Source organism: Allofournierella sp., from assembly GCF_017889395.1.
Lineage (GTDB): Bacteria > Bacillota > Clostridia > Oscillospirales > Ruminococcaceae > Allofournierella.
Genome location: NZ_JAGHKE010000002.1, coordinates 1 through 18,380, shown reverse-complemented (window position 1 = coordinate 18,380; position 18,380 = coordinate 1). Strand labels below are relative to the sequence as shown.

General features: G+C 59.4%; 24 protein-coding genes and 1 tRNA gene. 14 read left to right on the top strand and 11 right to left on the bottom strand.

All coding sequences use genetic code 11. The features are described from left to right. Positions 1 to 25 precede the first annotated feature (25 nt). Entirely contained in the window at positions 26 to 781 is a 756-nt protein-coding gene (locus J7G73_RS00360) for a GntR family transcriptional regulator (RefSeq protein ID WP_291244805.1), read from the top strand. 49 nt (positions 782 to 830) lie between these two features. Here J7G73_RS00360 and J7G73_RS00355 read toward each other — a convergent pair whose 3' ends face one another. From J7G73_RS00355 to J7G73_RS00315, 9 genes are all read right to left on the bottom strand, one after another. Continuing rightward, positions 831 to 3,128 carry an ATP-dependent Clp protease ATP-binding subunit gene (locus tag J7G73_RS00355; RefSeq protein ID WP_291244804.1) on the bottom strand — a complete coding sequence of 766 codons (2,298 nt, stop codon included), beginning with the start codon at positions 3,126 to 3,128 and terminating at the stop codon, positions 831 to 833. Positions 3,129 to 3,265: 137 nt separating this feature from the next. Next, positions 3,266 to 4,057, bottom strand: coding sequence for an ABC transporter permease (locus J7G73_RS00350; protein ID WP_291244803.1), 792 nt, complete (start codon positions 4,055 to 4,057; stop codon positions 3,266 to 3,268). Further along, positions 4,054 to 4,950: an ABC transporter ATP-binding protein gene (locus J7G73_RS00345; protein ID WP_291244802.1), complete on the bottom strand. Its 897-nt coding sequence runs from the start codon at positions 4,948 to 4,950 to the stop codon at positions 4,054 to 4,056. Before J7G73_RS00345 ends, J7G73_RS00350 begins: the two co-directional genes overlap by 4 nt. Further along, on the bottom strand, positions 4,947 to 5,564 hold the full coding sequence (locus tag J7G73_RS00340) for a TetR/AcrR family transcriptional regulator (protein WP_291244801.1): 618 nt from the start codon (positions 5,562 to 5,564) through the stop codon (positions 4,947 to 4,949). The genes J7G73_RS00345 and J7G73_RS00340 overlap by 4 nt, the downstream gene beginning before the upstream one ends. 157 nt (positions 5,565 to 5,721) lie before the next feature. Continuing rightward, positions 5,722 to 5,982: a TIGR03905 family TSCPD domain-containing protein gene (locus tag J7G73_RS00335; protein ID WP_291244800.1), complete on the bottom strand. Its 261-nt coding sequence runs from the start codon at positions 5,980 to 5,982 to the stop codon at positions 5,722 to 5,724. 157 nt (positions 5,983 to 6,139) lie between these two features. Next, positions 6,140 to 6,982 (bottom strand): PHP domain-containing protein, encoded by an 843-nt coding sequence (locus J7G73_RS00330; RefSeq protein WP_291244799.1) that lies wholly within the window; start codon positions 6,980 to 6,982, stop codon positions 6,140 to 6,142. A 550-nt stretch (positions 6,983 to 7,532) separates the two neighbouring features. Further along, a complete protein-coding gene (locus J7G73_RS00325) occupies positions 7,533 to 8,612 on the bottom strand; it encodes a tyrosine-type recombinase/integrase (protein ID WP_087295636.1) in 1,080 nt (359 codons plus the stop codon). 190 nt (positions 8,613 to 8,802) lie between these two features. Continuing rightward, on the bottom strand, positions 8,803 to 9,360 hold the full coding sequence (locus tag J7G73_RS00320) for a zeta toxin family protein (RefSeq protein ID WP_270912725.1): 558 nt from the start codon (positions 9,358 to 9,360) through the stop codon (positions 8,803 to 8,805). A gap of 1,014 nt (positions 9,361 to 10,374) precedes the next feature. Continuing rightward, on the bottom strand, positions 10,375 to 10,860 hold the full coding sequence (locus tag J7G73_RS00315; RefSeq protein ID WP_291244798.1) for a helix-turn-helix transcriptional regulator: 486 nt from the start codon (positions 10,858 to 10,860) through the stop codon (positions 10,375 to 10,377). A 155-nt stretch (positions 10,861 to 11,015) separates the two neighbouring features. Here J7G73_RS00315 and J7G73_RS00310 point away from each other — a divergent pair, with 155 nt between their 5' ends. From J7G73_RS00310 to J7G73_RS00260, 11 genes are all read left to right on the top strand, one after another. After that, on the top strand, positions 11,016 to 11,267 hold the full coding sequence (locus J7G73_RS00310) for a helix-turn-helix transcriptional regulator (protein WP_291244797.1): 252 nt from the start codon (positions 11,016 to 11,018) through the stop codon (positions 11,265 to 11,267). Between the two features lie 31 nt (positions 11,268 to 11,298). Further along, on the top strand, positions 11,299 to 12,624 hold the full coding sequence (locus tag J7G73_RS00305) for an AAA family ATPase (protein ID WP_291244796.1): 1,326 nt from the start codon (positions 11,299 to 11,301) through the stop codon (positions 12,622 to 12,624). 428 nt (positions 12,625 to 13,052) lie between these two features. Next, positions 13,053 to 13,241 carry a hypothetical protein gene (locus tag J7G73_RS00300; protein ID WP_291244795.1) on the top strand — a complete coding sequence of 63 codons (189 nt, stop codon included), beginning with the start codon at positions 13,053 to 13,055 and terminating at the stop codon, positions 13,239 to 13,241. Next, positions 13,238 to 13,567 carry a hypothetical protein gene (locus J7G73_RS00295; RefSeq protein WP_291244794.1) on the top strand — a complete coding sequence of 110 codons (330 nt, stop codon included), beginning with the start codon at positions 13,238 to 13,240 and terminating at the stop codon, positions 13,565 to 13,567. The genes J7G73_RS00300 and J7G73_RS00295 overlap by 4 nt, the downstream gene beginning before the upstream one ends. A gap of 3 nt (positions 13,568 to 13,570) precedes the next feature. Next, positions 13,571 to 13,798, top strand: a complete 228-nt coding sequence (locus J7G73_RS00290; RefSeq protein ID WP_087295650.1) for a helix-turn-helix transcriptional regulator — start codon at positions 13,571 to 13,573, stop codon at positions 13,796 to 13,798. 89 nt (positions 13,799 to 13,887) lie between these two features. After that, complete coding sequence (locus J7G73_RS00285) at positions 13,888 to 14,190, top strand: hypothetical protein (RefSeq protein WP_291244793.1); 303 nt, start codon at positions 13,888 to 13,890, stop codon at positions 14,188 to 14,190. Continuing rightward, entirely contained in the window at positions 14,187 to 14,414 is a 228-nt protein-coding gene (locus J7G73_RS00280; RefSeq protein ID WP_291244792.1) for a hypothetical protein, read from the top strand. The genes J7G73_RS00285 and J7G73_RS00280 overlap by 4 nt, the downstream gene beginning before the upstream one ends. Beyond that, positions 14,411 to 14,665 carry a hypothetical protein gene (locus J7G73_RS00275; RefSeq protein ID WP_291244791.1) on the top strand — a complete coding sequence of 85 codons (255 nt, stop codon included), beginning with the start codon at positions 14,411 to 14,413 and terminating at the stop codon, positions 14,663 to 14,665. The genes J7G73_RS00280 and J7G73_RS00275 overlap by 4 nt, the downstream gene beginning before the upstream one ends. Positions 14,666 to 14,679: 14 nt before the next feature. Beyond that, the gene (locus tag J7G73_RS00270) at positions 14,680 to 14,832 is read left to right on the top strand and encodes a hypothetical protein (protein ID WP_291244790.1); all 153 of its coding nucleotides are present in this window, start codon (positions 14,680 to 14,682) and stop codon (positions 14,830 to 14,832) included. Between the two features lie 63 nt (positions 14,833 to 14,895). Beyond that, complete coding sequence (locus J7G73_RS00265; RefSeq protein WP_291244789.1) at positions 14,896 to 15,324, top strand: hypothetical protein; 429 nt, start codon at positions 14,896 to 14,898, stop codon at positions 15,322 to 15,324. Positions 15,325 to 15,401: 77 nt separating this feature from the next. Beyond that, positions 15,402 to 16,343, top strand: a complete 942-nt coding sequence (locus tag J7G73_RS00260) for a sigma-70 family RNA polymerase sigma factor (RefSeq protein ID WP_291244788.1) — start codon at positions 15,402 to 15,404, stop codon at positions 16,341 to 16,343. A 38-nt stretch (positions 16,344 to 16,381) separates the two neighbouring features. Here the strand turns inward: J7G73_RS00260 and J7G73_RS00255 are convergent, their stop codons facing one another. After that, entirely contained in the window at positions 16,382 to 16,657 is a 276-nt protein-coding gene (locus J7G73_RS00255) for a hypothetical protein (protein ID WP_291244787.1), read from the bottom strand. A 459-nt stretch (positions 16,658 to 17,116) separates the two neighbouring features. Here J7G73_RS00255 and J7G73_RS00250 point away from each other — a divergent pair, with 459 nt between their 5' ends. Then, a complete protein-coding gene (locus J7G73_RS00250; RefSeq protein ID WP_291244786.1) occupies positions 17,117 to 17,314 on the top strand; it encodes an Arc family DNA-binding protein in 198 nt (65 codons plus the stop codon). 654 nt (positions 17,315 to 17,968) lie between these two features. On the opposite strand, the gene J7G73_RS00245 is transcribed toward J7G73_RS00250, so the two are convergent. Beyond that, positions 17,969 to 18,042 (bottom strand) — tRNA-Gly (locus J7G73_RS00245). Positions 18,043 to 18,189: 147 nt separating this feature from the next. On the opposite strand from J7G73_RS00245, the gene J7G73_RS00240 reads away from it, so the two are divergent. Further along, positions 18,190 to 18,380: hypothetical protein (locus tag J7G73_RS00240; RefSeq protein ID WP_291244785.1), on the top strand; the 191-nt coding region annotated here is incomplete at its 3' end.

The following is an 18,380-nucleotide window of genomic DNA, read 5'->3' as shown; positions in this document are numbered from 1 at the left end:
ATTCGTGTGCAGGAGGCAATTGGATATGGCAAGAGCAAAAACCGGTGAAGCGGGACCGCTGGGCGGCGCGGTGATCAGCCAGCAGATCGCGGCCCAGCTGCTGCGTGAGATGCGCACCGGCCCTTACGAGAACTGTGAGCGGCTGCCCGCCGAGGTGGAGCTTGCGGCCCGCCTGGGTGTCAGCCGCACCGTGATCCGGGACGCACTGGCCGAGCTGGAACGGGAAGGCTACGTGGAGCGGGTGCGGGGCATCGGCACCGTGGTGAACCGGCGCATCGTGGCGCTGGACAACCGCCTGGACCAGAAATTTGAATACAGCGCCATGATCCGTGCCGCCGGTTACATTCCCCATGCGGACAGCATCTCGGTGCAGCAGCTGAACGCGGACAGCCACCTGGCCCACCAGCTGGAGCTGGAAGTAGGCGACCCGGTGCTGATGGTGCGCAAGCGGGTGCTGGCAGGAGAAATTCCGGTGATCTACTCGGTGGACTATCTGCCCGCCAAGCTGCTGGACCACGAGAGTGCCCAGCGGCAGGATTTTGCCCGCCCCATCTTCGATATTCTGGAAGAGGTGTGCGGCGTTTCGGTGACCAGCACCGTCACCCACACCAGTGCCGTGCTGGGCGACGCAGCGATTCGCAAAACGCTGGAGGTTCCAGATCACGAGGCTCTGCTGCTGATGGATGAGATCAGCTTCTCCAAGCTGACACGGCCGGTGATGTACTCCCTTTCCTACTACACAAACTTCTTCTCCTTCTCGCTGCTGCGCAAGAAGGTGTAAAACCACAAAACAACGCAAAAAGGCAGGTCAACGCGACCTGCCTTTTTTGTTATACCTGCACCGGCTGAGGTGCGCCCGCCTCCGGCTGACCGGGCAAAAGGCACACCTGCCCCTGCTGCACACAGGCGGTGAAGCTCTGGCCCGGCTGGGCCTGCCCGCTGGCAATGCTGTCCGCCAAAGCCTGCTCCACTGCCCGGCTCACCTGACGGCGCAGCTCCCGGGCCCCATAAGCGCTTTTGCCCCGCCGGGCCAGCTCCCGCGTCAGCTCATGGGTATGGCAAAGCCGGTAGCCGCTGCGGTTTGCCCGCTGCTCCAGCTCGTCCAGCAGCTGCTCGGTGATCTGCTCCAGCGCCGGGCCCTCCAGCGGCGAAAAGACCACTGCCTCATCAAGACGCCCCAGGAGCTCCGGCCGGAAAAACCGCTTGGCCTCCTCCAGAGCCAGCTCCTTTCGGCGGGCCAGCTGTGCTGCCTGCCCGGCCGCAAAGCCCAGTGCCTCCGACTGGCCACACAGATGCCGCGCCCCCAGATTGCTGGTGAGCAGCACGATGCAGTGGGAAAAACCGGTCTTGCGGCCCTCGCTGTCGGTGAGCTGGCCCTCCTCCAGAATCTGCAGCAGCAGATTCTGCACGTCCGGGTGAGCCTTTTCGATCTCGTCAAAGAGCACCACACTGTAGGGGCGGCGGCGCACCGCCTCGGTGAGCTGACCACCCTCTCCGTGGCCCACATAGCCCGGAGGCGCACCGATGAGCTTGGCGGCGGCGTGGGCCTCCATATACTCGCTCATGTCAAAACGGAGCAGCGCCTTTTCGCTGCCAAACCACTGGCTGGCCAGCGCCCGGGCCAGATGGGTCTTGCCCACGCCGGTGGGCCCCAGGAAGAGAAACGCCCCCATGGGACGAGTGGAATCCCGCAGGCCGGTACAGGCCCGGCGGATTGCTCCCGCCACCGCGGCCACCGCCTGGGGCTGGCCCACCACCGCCCCGGCCAGACGCTGCTCCAGCAGGTCCAGCTTGCGGCGCTGGTGCTCGGTGATACGCTGAGCGGGCACACCGCTGGCCCGTGCCACCACCTGGGCCAGCTGCTCTGGCTCCAGGGTGGGCGTACCCGGCTGGTCCTGGCTCTGGATGTGCAGTGCCGCGGCGGCCTCGTCGATCAGGTCAATGGCCTTATCCGGCAGAAAGCGCCCCGGCAGATACCGCACCGAAAGCTCCACCGCCGCCTCCAGCGTGCGCGGGGGCAGCGTAACCTGATGGAAGCGCTCGTACCGGGGAGCGAGGCCATGCAGGATGCGCACCGCCTGCTGAGGGTCCGGCTCCTCCACCAGCACCCGGCCGAACCGCCGTTCCAGCGCCGGGTCCTTCTGCATGCAGCGGCGGTATTCCTGCTGGGTGGTGGCGCCGATCATACGCAGCTCGCCCCGGGCCAGCAGTGGCTTTAAGATATTGGCCGCGTCGATGGCTCCCTCCGCCGCGCCTGCACCCACCACGGTGTGCAATTCGTCCACAAACAGGATGGTGTTGCCCTCCCGGCAGATCTCCTCCAGCAGATTTTTCAGCCGCTCCTCAAAATCACCCCGGTATTTGGTGCCCGCCACCAGGCTGGCCATGTCCAGGCAGAGCAGACGCCGCCCCTGCAGACTGCCCGGCACCCGGCCCGCGGCAATGCGCTGAGCCAGTGCCTCGGCCAGGGCGGTTTTGCCCACCCCCGGCTCCCCCACCAGACAAGGATTATTTTTCTGGCGGCGGCACAGAATCTCGATCATCCGTTCCAGCTCACTCTCCCGGCAGAATACCGGGTCCAGCCCGCCCTCCGCCGCGATGCGGGTCAGGTCCTTGCCGTATTTGTCGCTGGCACGACTGCCCCGGCTGGGGGGCGGTGCGCTGAATTTGGGCTGCAGCGGCAGCACCAGCTGGCCGGAAAGCTGACGGCACTCCTTGGCGGCGGCGCTCACATCCACCCCCAGCTCGGCCAGCCAACGGCTGGCGGTGCAGGCCGGGTCCTCCAGAATGGCGCAGAGCACATGCTCGCACTGAGCCTCCTTCATACGGGCGGCGTGGGCCCCCAGCACCGCGAAATCCAGCGCCTTGCAGCTTTCCGCCATCATATCCTTGGGGCCGGGGCGACAGGGCGCACCGGCCGGCTGCTGCTCCACCTTACCCAGAATCTTCGCCCGGGTCACGGTGCGGGCCTCCAGCAGGTTCGCTGCCGGGCTGCCCCCCTGGGTCAGGATCGCCAGCAGAATGTGTCCGGTGCTCACCTGCCGCTGCCCCCGCTGCCCTGCCAGAGACAGGGCCAGATTCAGCATCTTCGCCGCGCTGCGGGAAAAGCCTTTGAACCGGTAGCTCATTGCCATCGTTCCCCCTTCGTTTGTTGGTTCCGGCAAGAGTATGGCCCGGCAGGGGCAGCATTTAAACCGAAAGAGCACAAAAAACCGCCCTCCGGCATTTCCATACCGAAAGGCGGCTTTCTTTTATTGAAAAAGGATTACACGCAGATGTCCCGCCGGGTGAACACCACCATTCCGGCGGCAAAGAGGACAACTGCCCCCAGATACAGCCCCGCCAGCGGCAGAACGTTTTCGCCGTTTGCCAGCGCCACCGGATCGTACAGGGTCACCGGGGTGAACCAGCGCAGGAACTCCGCCTGCTCGCCCACACCGGCCAGCATATCCAGCAGCAGGAAGGCCACGCTCAGACCGCCGCCTACCCACAGGGCCGGGCCGCTGCTCTGGAACAGGCAGGCCGAGCAAAAGCACAGCCCCGCAAAGAAGAGCAAAAGCCCCAGATCACCCAAGTTCACCAGTGCAAAACGGTGCAGCTCCAGCTCGCCGGGGAACAGTATCTCTGCCAGCACGCTGCACAGACCGGTCATGTAGCCCACCAGCAGCACCACCGCCGCCACCAGCACAAAAGCATGGGTGAGGACCAGCTTCCAGCGGGGCGTGGGGCTGGCCAGCAGCCAGGCCATGGCCCCCCGGTCGGTGTAACGGATCAACAGCCGCTGCACCAGAAGTAGGATCATCACCAGCGGCAGGGCAATGAGCAGAAAGCCGTAAAGATAGTTGGCCAGAAACTGGGTCAGGCTGGCTCCCGGATTACTCATGCCGAAGGCAGCGAACAGCTCCGGCATGCTCTCCATCATGATGTTCAGGCTGTCGCCCAGCTTCGGGTCGAACATGCTGGTGATCATGGACCCGTACAGGGTAACCACTCCCAGAAAGATCACCGCCAACAGGCCGTTGGCCCGCAGCTCCTTTTTCAGCAATGCTCCGCTCATTCGTTTCGCCCCCCATACATCCGCAAAAACATGTCCTCCAGCGATTCCTGCCGGGTCTGCAGGTCCTGCACGCCGCTTTTTGCCGCCATCGCCAGCAGGCGGGCCACCGGCTCGCCCCGGCTCAGCTGCAGCTGCACCCAATCGCCCTTTGCCGCCGCGCCGGGCCAGGCCGCCGCAAAGGCTGCCGCCTCTTTCTCACCCGCAAACCGCAGCTGATACACCCGGCTGGCCTTGGCCCGCAGCTCGCCCAGCTGCTCCACCGCCGCGATGCGCCCGCCACGCAGCAGAGCCGCCCGGTCACACAGCCGCTCTACCTCTTCAAAGATATGGCTGGAGAGCAAAATCGTCACGCCCTGCTGCTTTTCCGCCAGCAGAATTTCCCACAGCTGGTTCTGCATCAACGGGTCCAGGCCACTGGTGGGCTCGTCCAGAATCAGCAGCCGGGGGCGGTGCATCAGCGCGCACACCAGACCCACCTTCTGCTTGGTTCCCTTGGACATCTTGCGGATCTTCTGCCCTGCGTCCAGCCCGAACCGCTGGCACAGCTGCCAGGCATAGCTCAGGTCCTTCTGGCCCCGCAGCCCGGCCATCAGCCGGATGAAGGCCGCGCCGGTCATGTCGTCCATCAGGGCCAGCTCACCGGGCAGGTAGCCCACCTGGCTCTGCACCCGGGCTGCACCGGCAAAGCAATCCTGCCCGAAGATGCGCGCGCTGCCCGCTCCGGGGCGCACAAAGCCCATCAGCTGGCGAATCGTAGTGGTCTTGCCTGCGCCGTTGGGGCCCAGAATACCAAAGGCCTCGCCCGGCTGCACCGAAAAGCTCAGCCCGAACACGCCCCGACCGCCGCCGTAATCCTTGGTCAGGCCGCTGACCTCGATCGCTGTTTCGCTCATTGATACTCCTCCTTGTAGGCGTAGCTGCGCAGAATACCCCGCCACACCGTATATTCCCTCACCAGCTCCTCCAGCTCCAGGGGTTTTTGCTCCATGCGGCGGCGGTGGATATAACCGTCGGTCAGATAGACCAGCATGTCCAGCACCTGACGGGGCTGCGCTCCTGGGCGGAATTTTTCCAGATCCACCCCGGTAAAATACCGCTCCCAAAGCTCCTCCAGCACCCGCACCTGGTACTTTTGCAGCGCCGGGCCGATTTCCCGTTCGGCGGTGTAGTACATCCGCACCGAAAATTCCAGCGCCCAGGGCAGCTTGCGCAGAATGGCCAGCTTTTCGTCCATGCCGTAGTCCAGCAGATCGAAAAAGTCGGTGATGCCCGCCAGCTGCTCCATCTTCATGTTCTGCTCGATGAAACTTTGCAGATATCGGGCCAGATACAGATAAAGCGTCTGCTTGTTTTTGAAGTAATAAAACAACAGCCCCTTGGAAATGCCCGCTTTTCGGGCGATCTCCTCGGTGCTGGCCCGCTTGTAGTCGCTCTGGGCAAACACCTCCATGGCGGCGTGCATCACCGCTTTGCGCTTTTCCTTGGGCAGCTGGCGCAGCCGGTCCATCCTGCCATCCCCTTTCCCTCTGTTTTGCCTTGACCCGCCGGTCAGGGTTTCTGGGTCCATTGTACCCCATTGACCCGATTTTACAAGACCCCCCATGGCGCAAAAAAACCGCCTTCCCCTCCTTGGGGAAAAGCGGTTTTTGAGGAACATTTCCGGCTTACAGGCCCTCTTCCTGCAGAGCGGTCTTCAGGGCCTTGGCAATCTGGTCCGGGCAGGAGGTGGCACGGGGGCCGCAGGTGGTGCCCTCCATGCGACGGATGGCCTCAGCGGCGGGCATGCCCTGCAGCAGCTGGCAGATGCCCTTCAGGTTGCCGTTGCAGCCGCCCACAACGCTCACTTCCTGGATGATGCCGTTCTCGCTCAGGGTCACGGTGGTGCTGCGGGAACACACGCCCTTATTCTGGTAGGTATGGGTCATATTGGGTTTCTCCTTTGATTTTGGCTCACTGATTTTATTAAGCGGACACGGAGAAAACTCCCCGCCCGTTCCAACCGACAAAGAGCCGCAGATGCAGCCCCGCCGGGTCTGGATTGATGATGGGCAGCGCTGCCCTGCTTCATGCGCGCTGTGTGGTTCAGCCCTTGCGGTTCTGGGCCAGCTGCTCCAGCCGGGCCAGCGCATCGTCGCCGGTGCGGCACATGCCCAGCGCCCGGGGGCTGCCGGTATTGCGGCCGTGGAAGTCGCTGCCGCCGGTGACCAGTAGGTTGCACTGGGCCGCCAGCCGGTACAGCACCTCCTTGTCCTCGGGGGTGTTGCGGGGATGCTCGATCTCGATGCCGTCGATACGGCCCGCCAGTGCCAGCTCGGTGACCAGCTCCATGCTCTTGTACACGCTGGGATGGGCAAACACCGCCACGCCCCGTGCCTTGCGGATTACCTCCAGCACCTGGTCCACGGTCTGGTATTCCGGGTCGTGCAGCACCCTGCCGCCCTTGCCGAACAGGGGCTTGTAGGTTTCCTTGTAGATGCCGTCCGCCAGGCCGTAGTCGCACAGCACCTGCATCAGGGTGGATTTGTACAGCACGCCGCCGTCCTGCGCCAGGGCCAGGGCATCCTCCAGCCGGAACTGGGGGTAGATCTCTTCCAGTTCCCGGCCGCTCTGGCGGCAGACTGCATTGCGCCGGTCCGCCATCAGCCGGCAATGGGCGATCAGATCCGGGCAGGTCTCGTCCGGCCAGTAGCACAGAATATGCACCCGCCGCCCCCGTTCAAAATCGAAGGCGGTAAGCTCGGTGGCGGGAATCAGCCGCACGTTCTCCCGCAGGGGATTGGCGTAGCCGTAGCGCACCGAATGCATGGAATCGTGATCCGAAATGGCCAGATGGCTCAGCCCTGCGCGGGCGGCCAGCCGGGGCAGCCAGTCCGCCTTCAGCGAACCGTCGGAAAATGTGGTATGAGTATGCAGATCGCCGGGCATAGCAGCTCCCTCCTTTGGCAGATCATCAAACCGGCCGGGCCATGCCGGAGCAGGCCGGAGCCGTGAAAAAAGTATTATTTTGCGATTTCTTTTTATTATAGCACACTTTTTGCGCTGCGCAAAGACTTCTTGGGCCTTACAAATAGTGAGAAAAATTGCAGGGGGTGCAAAATGAAAGAAAGCCCGGGTCGGTTGACCGGGGCTTTTGTGTGAACCAGTGAATAGTGAAGAGTGAACAGTGAATAAGTAAAAATCCTTCTTGGCCCGCAGGGCGGGGCCCCCGCAAAAGTTTGCACAGCAAAATTTTGTGGGGAAAAGGAGGAATGACAGAGCGGTATGAGAAAAGCCCGGCCAAATGGCCGGGCTTTTTGAATGGAGCGCAGTCCATTCCGACGTGGAGCAGATGATGGGAATCGAACCAGAAAGCGGCCTTTTATCAGGGAAAATAGAGGCGTGACAAGCCACGTCTTAGCCCGCTTTTCACGAAGAATCAAGGCCGCCGGGAGATTCTCTTCACAGAAGAAAAAGCGAGAGTGTGTTACCGGGTGTGTTATGCCTGACGGCTCAGCAGCGAAGAAAAGACGCTACCCAGAGTGTCGGCGGCCTGCTCATCCTGGCCATTCACGCTATGGCCGTAAATGCCGAAGGTGTCCATGCTTCGACTGTGGCCAACCAGGCGTTTTACCTGTCCCTCCGGCAGAACCTGGGCGATGGAAACGAAGGTGTGGCGCAGCTCATACGGGGAAACCGGGGTGAGGCCGTTGGCCGCGCAGTACACGGCCCAGCGTTTGGCGTAGTTCTGCTGGTTGCTGATCCCGAAGATCTGCTTGCTGTGGCCGGTCATGGCCCGCTGCGCCTGAATCTCGGCAAAGGCCAGGTCGGGCAGCTGCACACTGCGCACGGCATTCTCATTTTTGCCTTTGGTCACCTCGCCCCGGCAGTTAATCGACCGCTGCACATGGAGGGTTTGACCCTTCAGGTCTGACCATTCCAGCCCCAGCAGCTCCCCGGGACGAAGGCCGGTAAGGACCTGCACCCGGTATGCGTGGATATATTCCTCCGGCACACGCTTGCCCCAGCGGGTGGTGGTGTCGATGTTGAAAAGCTTCACCAGGTCGGCGGGCTGAAGGATCTCTTTGCCCTTGTTTCTGGCCCCGGCGGGGATGGTGAGATCTTCGGGACTGAAGGTGGTCAGCTTGGATCTGCGGCAGAATTTGAAGAAGGCCCGCAGATCGCAACACATGGAAGTGAGCGTCTTCTTGGAAAGACCCGCGGCGAAGGCAGCGTCTACAATATCCTGCAGGTTTTGCTCCGTGATCCGATCCAGCTTTTTGCCCCCGATGGCCGGATCGATCCACTTCCGCCACCGGCTGTCGATGGGCCGCCAGTTGGATGCGCTGGTGGTGGTTTGCAGCCGCTTGATCCATTCCGGGTAGACGCTGGCCACCGTGGCGCCAGCAGCATTCACCCCGGATTCCAGCCATCGGTCTGCCTTGGCGTTGGCCTCCCTCTGACCGGTGCGCCCAGGCGTGGAGCTGTAGAAGCTGCGGCGCTGGCCGTCTCGCTGCACACTGATCCGCCAGCGGCGGTTCTTCTCGTCCCAAGACGCGGTGTTTGTGCGTTTTTCCATAAAAATAAACCTCCTTGTTTCTACGCGCACCCTCCCAGAAAGAAGGCGACTTTTAGGTACACTTTGACAAGCCCACCGCAAAGAGGTTATAATACAGGTGTTCGGGCTGCATTATCCCTTTGGGGTAAGCTGTCTATCAAAAGGCCGTTCTCTGTTGGCGCAGAGGGCGGCTTTTTTTCGTTGTTGCAGGTTATTCCATTCCTGCCATCAGCCGCACCAGCCATTCCGGCCGGCGGCTGCCAATGGGCAGGATCTCGCCGTTCCGGTACTCGGCCACCAGCACAAAGCCGTTGTCATTGTCGAAGAAGCGGGCCTCGTCGCAGTAGGGCAGCACCTTCGCCACATCGGCAAAACGGCGGGCAAAACGGCTTTCCACATCCTTCCGAGGAATATCATGCCCGCCCTTGCGAACGCGGTTCTCGATGCGCTGGAGGCTCTCCTGCACGGTGTCCAGCCCGATGTAATAAAGGCGGATGTAATATCCGGCCTCTTTAGCCCGGCGGGCCAGCTTGCGGGTGTAGCCGCCGGAAAGGGTGGTTTCCTGGGTAAAGCTGACCCCATCAGCCAGAGCCTTCTCCAGCTTATCCACGGCCAGCTTGCCGCCCTCGTATTCATCCCCGCCCAGCTCAGCGGTGAGCTTGTCCGGGTCTACGATAATGCCCAGATCGGTGCGCTCGGCCTTCAGAGAGCCGGTAAGGCTGGATTTTCCGCAGCCGTTCACGCCGCCGATTATGGTGAAGATCTTCATAGCTTTTTCCTTTCCCGCCTCCGGCAGCCGCCGGGGGCTTTTCTTTTTTGTCTGGTCGGAAATCCAGCGAGTTGCAGTTCTGGGCGGCGAAAAGTAGAACTCAGCGGGAAAACCACCGGCTTTCGCTACCTTTCCAGGAATGAGCCGTCCCCAGCTGCAAAGGCCGGGGCCCCTCCGGGCCTATCTTCCATAGCGTTTCGGAGAAATGCGCTGCCATCACAATGCGATGATCCATGAGTCTGGGAGATTCCCAGCAAGCGCCGTTTTCGCAGGACTTGGCCAAGAAAGCATTGCTTGCCGATCAGCTCCGGCCCGGCGGCTGGTATAAGCCTGGCTTATCTCTGCCCTGATCTGGCTGCATGGTTGCGACATTTTGTCGCAACCTCCTTGCTGCCATCGATGCGGCAAGGGGTCGGCGGTTTACCGCCCCTATTCTGCCCTTCGCAATTTGCGATGCCCGCAAAGGGGGTCACGTTTCGCTACCCCCTTTTGCCCTGGGATGGGGTCGCTTTAAGCTGCCCCACCGATGCGACAATTTGTCGCACTGGTACCGCTGTCGCACCGTGCGACAACGGTGCAGCGGCCGATCGGCTGGCCGGGGTCCGAATTTCGGACGCCGGTGGAGCTGCTTCGAGTTGTCCAAATTTTGGACGACTCCCCGCGGGCGTTATCGTGTTACAAAATGCTGCTCCGCCGGGGCTCAAATGTTCCTACGCCCGTTCCATACGCGCACAGATGTACGGTTTCTTCATATTCCAGCATAGGCCATAGCTCATTGCAAGCAATGCGTGTGGATATCCACGCAGACCCGGCGGCGCCAGAGCTCCCGGAAGAGGCTCCGGGATTTAAGGTTTTTTAAGGTTTTCGCACCGGTGCAACAGGCTCCGTATATTGCCGATAATTTCGGCAATATGGCCAGTTGCCCAGATGATGGACAACTTCCCGCGCGTTATCGTGTCATTAAACTCTGCGCCTCATGCGCGCTGCGACCCCTGGCTGGGTCTGTGGTGGGGTTTACTCTTCGGCTGAGAATATGCGGCCAACAAGATATTCTGTATAATTCGACACTTCATCAACAAGTCGAATAACTTCGTCATCTTGCAAAATGCCCCCGGAACCAATGCCTTCAACGAAAAATACATTCGCTATGCTGCGATTCATCGTACAGCCGCGAAGAAGAAGCAGACGCTGAAGAGTTAGTACCTTAAAGTCATGGATTTTATTTTCAGGTGTCTGTTCTGTTCCCTCATCAACAAGTGTCATCCACTCAGCATCTGCGTTAGTCTTCCAGCCCATAAGAAATTTGGGTGTAGTTTCTAGCGCCTTTGCCAATATCTCTAGCTTATCAAGCGGAAGATTCTTTATGCTTCCGGTTTCATACCGCTGTAATGTTGATTTACTCATCCCTGTGCGCTCTGCAAGGTCTTGTAGACTAAGCCCCAGCTCCAAACGCCGACTTCGAATGCGATCTCTGATAGCATCCATTTTATCGTCGCTCATAAAAACACCGCCTTCCTACTGCTATAATAAACCATTCGTTTCATGTTTGCAACAACTTTTTGCGCTCCGTTGCAAATTTGGGTTGACACGCAAACCAAACGGTGATATTATAGTTTCGTCCCAAATACGCAACAAAAAGAGGGAGAGGTGATACATTGAACACGCAATTATTAAAAGGAAAAATGGCTGAAGCTGGGTACACACAGCAAAAATTAGCGCAGGCGATTGGGGTTGTTCCCCAAACTCTTAGTAGAAAGCTGCAAGGAAAGCGCCAGTTTACAGTGGGGGAAGCTCTTGCAATTTGTGAAGTCCTACACATTAATCAGGATCAGCGCAGTGCTATTTTTTTGCCATCGAAATCCCAAATTTGCAACAGCCCTGACTGCTCGGAGGAAAAACAGAAATGAATATAGGGAAGAACGTACCGGGGGTGATACATTGACCGGAAATGAATATCAGGCCATGGTGGATGCGATCGACACCCCGGCGGAGCTGCTGCGGCCGGAGTCCTTTCTGCCGGCCTTCCAGCAGCCCACCCCAGAGGACTATTTAAACATTATCCATCGCCGCTCTATCGTGCTGCATATCCCTCAAAAAGATTTTGAGCAGGCGGCCAAAAATGCTTTTGCGGTTATGGAGGCATCAGCAGCCGCCGGGGGCGATGTGTTCGGCAGGGCGGAACATACCGGCAAAGGCGGCATCATCGTACCACAGCTTGCGCCCATCGGCCTGAGCCAGATTCAGACGGCCGCCGTTGAATGGCTTATCCCCGGGCTATTCCCGCGCGGTGAACTGTCTGTGCTGGGCGCAGACGGCGGCACCGGCAAGGGGCTCTGGCAAGCACAGCTGATTGCCCACGCGACCACAGCCCGAGAAAGCGACTTTTTCCCCGGGAGTATTTCAAAACCCTGCCGGACGCTAATCTTCTCCGGAGAGGATGACCCCGCAAAGGTGCTGCGGCCCCGACTTCTGGCCGCCGGAGCAGATGTGGAAAAGGTGTTCGTGGAAACTTCGGACGGTTTCTTTCGTAAGAACGGCTGCTTGTTGTCGATCGACAGCGAGTTAATGACCGAGATCATCCGCAACACCGCGCCCGATCTGGTTATAGTAGACCCGTATCAGGCATTTCTCCCCATGGATGTGAAAATGGCCGAGCGCAACCAGATGCGCGGTGCCACAACGCCACTCAGGGCCGTCCTGCGTGAAACCAATTCCGCCGGGCTGCTTGTGGCCCACTCCAACAAGAAAGGCTCCGTTGCAGGCCGTCAGCGTCTGGCCGATTCTGCAGACCTCTGGGACGCATCCCGGTGCGTTGTTATGATGGGCCGGGATCGGGTGACAAAACAAGTCTATGTCAGCAACGAGAAGAACAGCTACGCCCCCGAGTGCCGAACGACGCTTTTCACCATCGAAGGGGCAACCGTGGAAGGGGTCAAAACCGCTGTGGCCGTGTACCAGGGCACCACCGATAAAAAGGACTATGACTTCATCATGGACAAACCCACACGCCCGGCGGCTTCCAAGGATGAAGCCAAAGAGGCTATTCTTTCCATCCTCAATGAAAGCCAGACGGGCAGCATGGAGAGCGACAAACTCCGACTTGCAGTTATGGACGAGACCGGGTGCAGCGAGCGAACATATAACCGAGCCCGACAGGATTTAAAAGCCGCTGGCACGATTTATCCAAAGAAGTTGAGTTTGAAAGACGGGCTCCAAAAATGGTACATCTTCTACCGTAGTGATACAGATGGCATTCTTCCCTAACAAACCCCGTAATTAAGCCGCTTTACAGGAAGAATGCCAACTTGGCATCCTTCCACCCATTGGCATCCTTCCACCAAGAATGCCAGCATCCGAAAGAGTGCCACGCTGACATTCTTTCACAAAACCGCACCATGAAGCCAAAAACCAAGGAAGAATGCCACTGCCATCACTCTATAGGGCCGTGAGCATCTGCCAAACGGGCCGAAAGTCGGGCGAATCCCGCAACCGAGAAACAAAAATCCATATTGAAAGCGAGTGAACACCATGAACCCGACCGACAATTATTGTCCCCTGCTGCTTATCGTCGCCGCTCTGAGCGGCCCCCAGTGGGGACAGTGCATCCGCCATTCGTGCGCCTTGTACGACTACGAAGCAAAGAGCTGCGCCCTACTCAGCATCGCGCGCAGCCTAAGAGAGGAGAATGGAAAGTGAGCAAGGCTTACAACGATGTTATGGCCGGTATTCTGAATGGAATAGAGGCGACGCGGCCTGCCGATGTGCAGCACGTTTGCGATCTTCTCTATATCATTCGGCGCAGCGATTCCGCCACGCTGAGAAAGCTTCTGGCCATCGCAAGTGCGCTGGACCGGATAAACGCAAGGAAGGTGAAAACATGAAAGCACACAGCGAACTGGAACTTATCGCCCGGCGGTACCGCAAGTACGGCGTGACCCTGGACAAGCTGCTGGATCTGTTGGCCAGCGCCGAAGCCCAGGGCCTGCCCCACAGCGGGGCGCTTGCCTGGCTGCGGCTCACCCTGGGCAATGAGTTCGGAGAAGAGGAGTATTTCAACGCCGAGCAGATTTCAGCCATGACCGGCGACACCCCGGAGCAGGCCACGGTCGGCATGATGGAATTTTGCAGAACGCACCCCGACCATGGGCCGGTGCTCTGCATCGACCGCCGGGCACTGGCCATGATCGAAGCCGGACAGGAGGAATGAACGATGTTATTCAAAGCACTGCGCGTAAGAATGGTGGAGAAGGAGATCCTTCAGGCAGAGGTGGCCCGGCGGGCCGGGATGGCAGAAAGCACCCTGAGCAGCCGGATGCAGGGCCGACAACCTTTCACGGCCTGGCAGATCGAATCCATTGCCGATGTGCTGCAGATCCCGCCGGAGGAGTGGCACCACTACTTTTTCGATCGTGCCCCGGGCAACAAAAAAGCCGGCTGAGAAGCGCCAACTTCTCAACCGGCAAAATGGGAAACAGATTGACAACCCCTGTTTCCCTCCCAGTTTATCAGAAAACGGAGGAATGAGCAATGAAATTTTTCAAGACCATCAATCTGACCGCCTACGAAGTGGAGTACATCGACCAGCGGGAGCCGAAGCCCCGCACCGTAAAGCGTGAGGCCGTGGTGCTGGACGGCGGCCGGATCAGCGCGCTCGGTCGCCTTGGAATCCGCCCGGCGGGCTGGATCTCCCAGCAGTTCGCCGCCCAGGGCTACACCGTTACCACCGTGCGCAAAGGCGAGAGCCTGGGCGTAGATGTGGACTTGTCCGAGCTGTGGCAGCGCACCGCCGCCCAGATCGCCGAGCGGCAGGAAGGAGGCGCAGCGGAATGAACCTTACATACCGCAAGCGGCGGGCCGCCGGAAAGGCCCGCCAGACGGCTTTTCTCATCGCCACTGTGTTCTATGCCCTGCTGACCGTGGGCCAGCTTGGGGCCATCGTGGAAGGTCTTGTGGGCATCGTGCCCGGGCTCTTGCTGTGCATCCTGTGGGGCTTCGGCGCCGCTGGCTGCTGCCTGACCGCCGGGCCGCTTCTGGAAGGGGGTGAGGCGCTGTGAGCTGGAACATGATCCACATCACAGTACATGAAGCCGATACTCTCGGACGATACAACCCCGCGTTTATTGCCACGGATAGCCTTGTGAACGAGCTTTTGAGGCTGCGCAGCGGAACCGACGATCCCCACCCATTCAACTGGGAAACTGCCGTGTTTATCAGCGATATATTCAACGCTGGCCGGATCAGCGGCATCAGAGAAGAGCGGGCGCGGAGACGAAGAACCCACACAGCTTCCAACACCCACGAATGAGAGGAGAAATCACAATGGCGACTTTCGCACAAGTACAGGTGGTGCTGACATTCCTGCAGCATCTTTTGGGCGGTGCCCTTTCGCCCGATCGGTCGGCCCTGGTTGCCCAAGCGCTCACCATCCCCGAAGAAAAGGCCGCCCAGCTGCTGGCTGAGCTGAACACTTGATAGACCCGCCGGGGTGGCTGCGAGGCTTCCCCGGCCAAAATGTCGGAAAAGGTTGGTGAAAACATGACAAGAGACGAGGCCAAAACCCGGCTGGAGCGATACACCGGGCTTCGGCTGGAAGTGCGCATCCGGCTGGAGCGGTTGGCCACGCTTCAACAGATGGACCGGGAGCAGCCTTCCCCATGCGGCAGCCGGTCGGAGGAGTACGCCCGGGAGATTGCTCCCATCGCGCAAGCGAACCGCCGGGAGATGGCAGAGATTGAGGCGGCTGTGGCTGCGCTGTCTGATCCACTTGAGCGGGAGGTGCTGCGGTTGCGATACCTGAAACCCTCCAAAGACCCGCGGACCGGAAAGAGGAGCATCCGGCATACAGCGTGGAAGGATATCTCGGCGGTACTGCTGGGAAACGCCCGGGAAGACGGAGTTCGAGCTTGCCTGCGATTCCATGGTAACGCTCTTTCCCATCTGGCCGACAGCTGGCCGGAACCCTGAGAAATAAAAAAAGAGCCGCCCTCCCGGACGGCCCACAACCCTTATCACCAGTATAGCACGAACGGGAGGGCAGCACAATGGAAGAAACCAGAACCCCCGGCGGAACGGGCACACAGCAGGCCGCACCGCCACTCGATCAGCGCCAGGAGCTGAACAGCATGCTCGCCCAGCTGGCCTGCCAGGGCAACAGTGCGGCCCTGGCTCAGCTGTGGGAAATCAACCGACCTGTGATTCACACAATGTTCTGGCGCTGGTACAGCCGGAATCAGAGCGTGGCCGAATCCGCCGGGGTTACCCTGGAGGACTTCGACCAGGAAAGCTATTTTGCCGTGAAAGAGGCAGCAGAGTACCACAACCCGGAGAAAGGCGCTTTTCTGACGGCGCTGCAATATTTTGTGCAGCATCGAATCCAGAAGGCCATCTTGCAGGGCCGTGGGCGGTATGTGGTCACAGAGGACGGCCGCCGGGTGAGAGTCTCGGCGGAACCGTTGGACAGCGCCCAGAGCCTGGACGAGCCTGTCCCGTGGGACGATGACGGAGAAGTTACCCGGGCCGATGTAACCCCAGACCCGGCGGCTGCCCAGGCCTTTGAGGATGCAGAGCAGAACAGCTACCGGCAGGAGCTGCGGGCGGTGCTGGACAAGGCGCTGTCCCTGTTGCCCGATCGGCAGCGGGACGTGATTGCCCGGCGATTCTATGAGGGACTGACCCTCCGGCAGGCCGCCGAGCTTGACGGAGTAACCCAGGAGCGAATCCGGCAGATGGAGGACAAGGCACTGCGGGCGCTGCGACAAAACCAGGAGCTGCGCCGATTCTACGGCGAGGATCTTCTTTCCCGGGCCTACCAGGGAACCGGCTTCGGAGCCTGGAAGAGCGGCGGCAGCGTGCAGGAGCGCCTTGTGGAACGCCAGGAAGAGAAGGAACTCCGCCTTGCTGCATCAAGCACAAAGCACTTGGCCGAGCTGCTTGGCCTGGATGCAAATGAGTTGTACGGCTTTTTCGATGATGCGAAGCAATAAGGCCCGCCGGGTTTGTCCTGGCGGGCCTTCTGCTTGCGTTATGCGATTGTGAACCGGCGGACGGTCTGGGGTTTGCAGAACATGGCATACAGGCGCTTGTGGGCGGCCGCAAATGCCTTGCTGTCAAAGCGATTGCTGGTCACTTCCTTGTAGCGGGCCGTGGTATCGTCGATCTGCATTTCATCCACCCCGGCGGCATCCATGTGGGCCTTGATCCGGTCGGCCACGGCGGCCTTCTGCTTCTCCAGCTGGGCGATCTGAGCGGTGATCTGCTGATATTCGTTCATTGCTTTGCGCAGTTCGGTCTTTTTCATGGGGAACTTCCTTTCATTGTGGAGCCGCCCGGCGGTCATCTTCCTGACTATTGCCCGTAGGTTCACAGGGATATGGGCCGCCGCTTGCGGGCGCTTTCGGCTGCCCGGCGGCTGAGTGTTCATCTTGCATTTCGTGTGCGGTTCTGATACAATGAAAGCAGCAAGGGAGCCTGTTTAGTTGGTTGCTAAGTGGTTTCTGCTATGCGGTTATCTGTTGGAGCAGGTAGCCGCTTTTTTGTATCTGTCGAACCGTTCAAGCTGTTCGCTCTTGGGAAGCTGTTCAAACTGCTTGCTTGTCATGCCTGCCTCCTTTCCGGCTCCCTTGCTGTGATTATATTATATATCATTGCGCAAGTGTATTCAATTGACGAAATGCACAATGTTTTGTAATTGCATAAGTACATTTTGTACACTTGCGCAATTACATTTTCTGATGTATAATAAGGTCGAGGTGATACCATGGGAACTGCGAGAACGAAAGCAAACAACAAGTGGAATGCAAAAGCCTACGACCGCGTGAATTTGACCATGCCGAAAGGGCGCAAAGCCGAAATTCAGGCCTACGCGGAAGCACACGGCGAAAGTGTCAATGCGTTCATCAATCGGGCCATAAACGAGGCTATGGAGCGGGACAGCTCCGGCCCTGAAAAGCAATGAAATAGAGAAGCCCCCGCCGTTGCCTGTGTGGCTCCGGTGGGGGTTTTCTGTATAACTTAGATCATCCAGCCGCCGGGACTGCCTTGTGCATTTTGTTGAACCAGGAGCGCCCAATCACGCCGGATCGGAGCCGGTAGTGTGGGCGAGCTCTGGCATTTTGCACAAAGAATCAGCTCTTTGCAGTTGGCTGCAACGGTTTCCCAACGAGCCGGGGAAGAGCGTACCCACTTGTGGGCATAGTCCCGGCGGATACTCCGTAGCCACTTGTGGCGACGCTTCCCCAGAAGCGGGGGAATGCTCAGGCTCTCCAGTCTCACCGCTTCCTCGCCGCTTTGCCACAAGCGGCAAAAGCCCGGCGGGTTAAATCGGCCAACGTGGACTATTTAAATCCGCAAGGCTTGCGGATTTAACGGCCTGATGCATCACAGCCCAGGAAAGCACCGCGGGCCGCCGGGTTTACTATCCGTAAAATTAGACTATACAGCAGGTTGTCAAACAGTTGGACAACTACCTGTCGGCACGTTGCCGAATTTTTCGGCAACCCTCTTGCCAGAGGTCCGGCCCGGCGGATCGTTCTGAACGGAAGTGTGTTCAAAAGTGTGTTATTGAGCAAAACAAAAGCCCCACAAAGCCTTGTGCCTTGCGGGGTTTCTTTGGAGCAGATGATGGGAATCGAACCCACACAGCCAGCTTGGGAAGCTGGAGTTCTACCACTAAACTACATCTGCACATGATTCTCTTTTATGGAACAAGATTCAGTATACAGCATGCCCTTGCAAAAGTCAATCGGTTTTTTCGGTCGAAACTTGCCGGGCGGGCCGAAAACACGTATACTAAAAGCACCATTCATCATCCAGTCAAGGAGGGCTGAATCCATGAAAACCCCTGCCCGCGTTCTGGCTGTGCTCCTGTGTGCTGCCGCGCTGCTTGTGCTCAGCTGGGGCGTACCTTATTACTTAATGAATACCGGCGTTCGGGTGGTACAGCCGCCCCAAAGCACCGTTTCTGTTTCGTCTGTCCCCACCGCTACCCCGGACCCTCAGCAGAAGGCCACTGACGCCCTGAC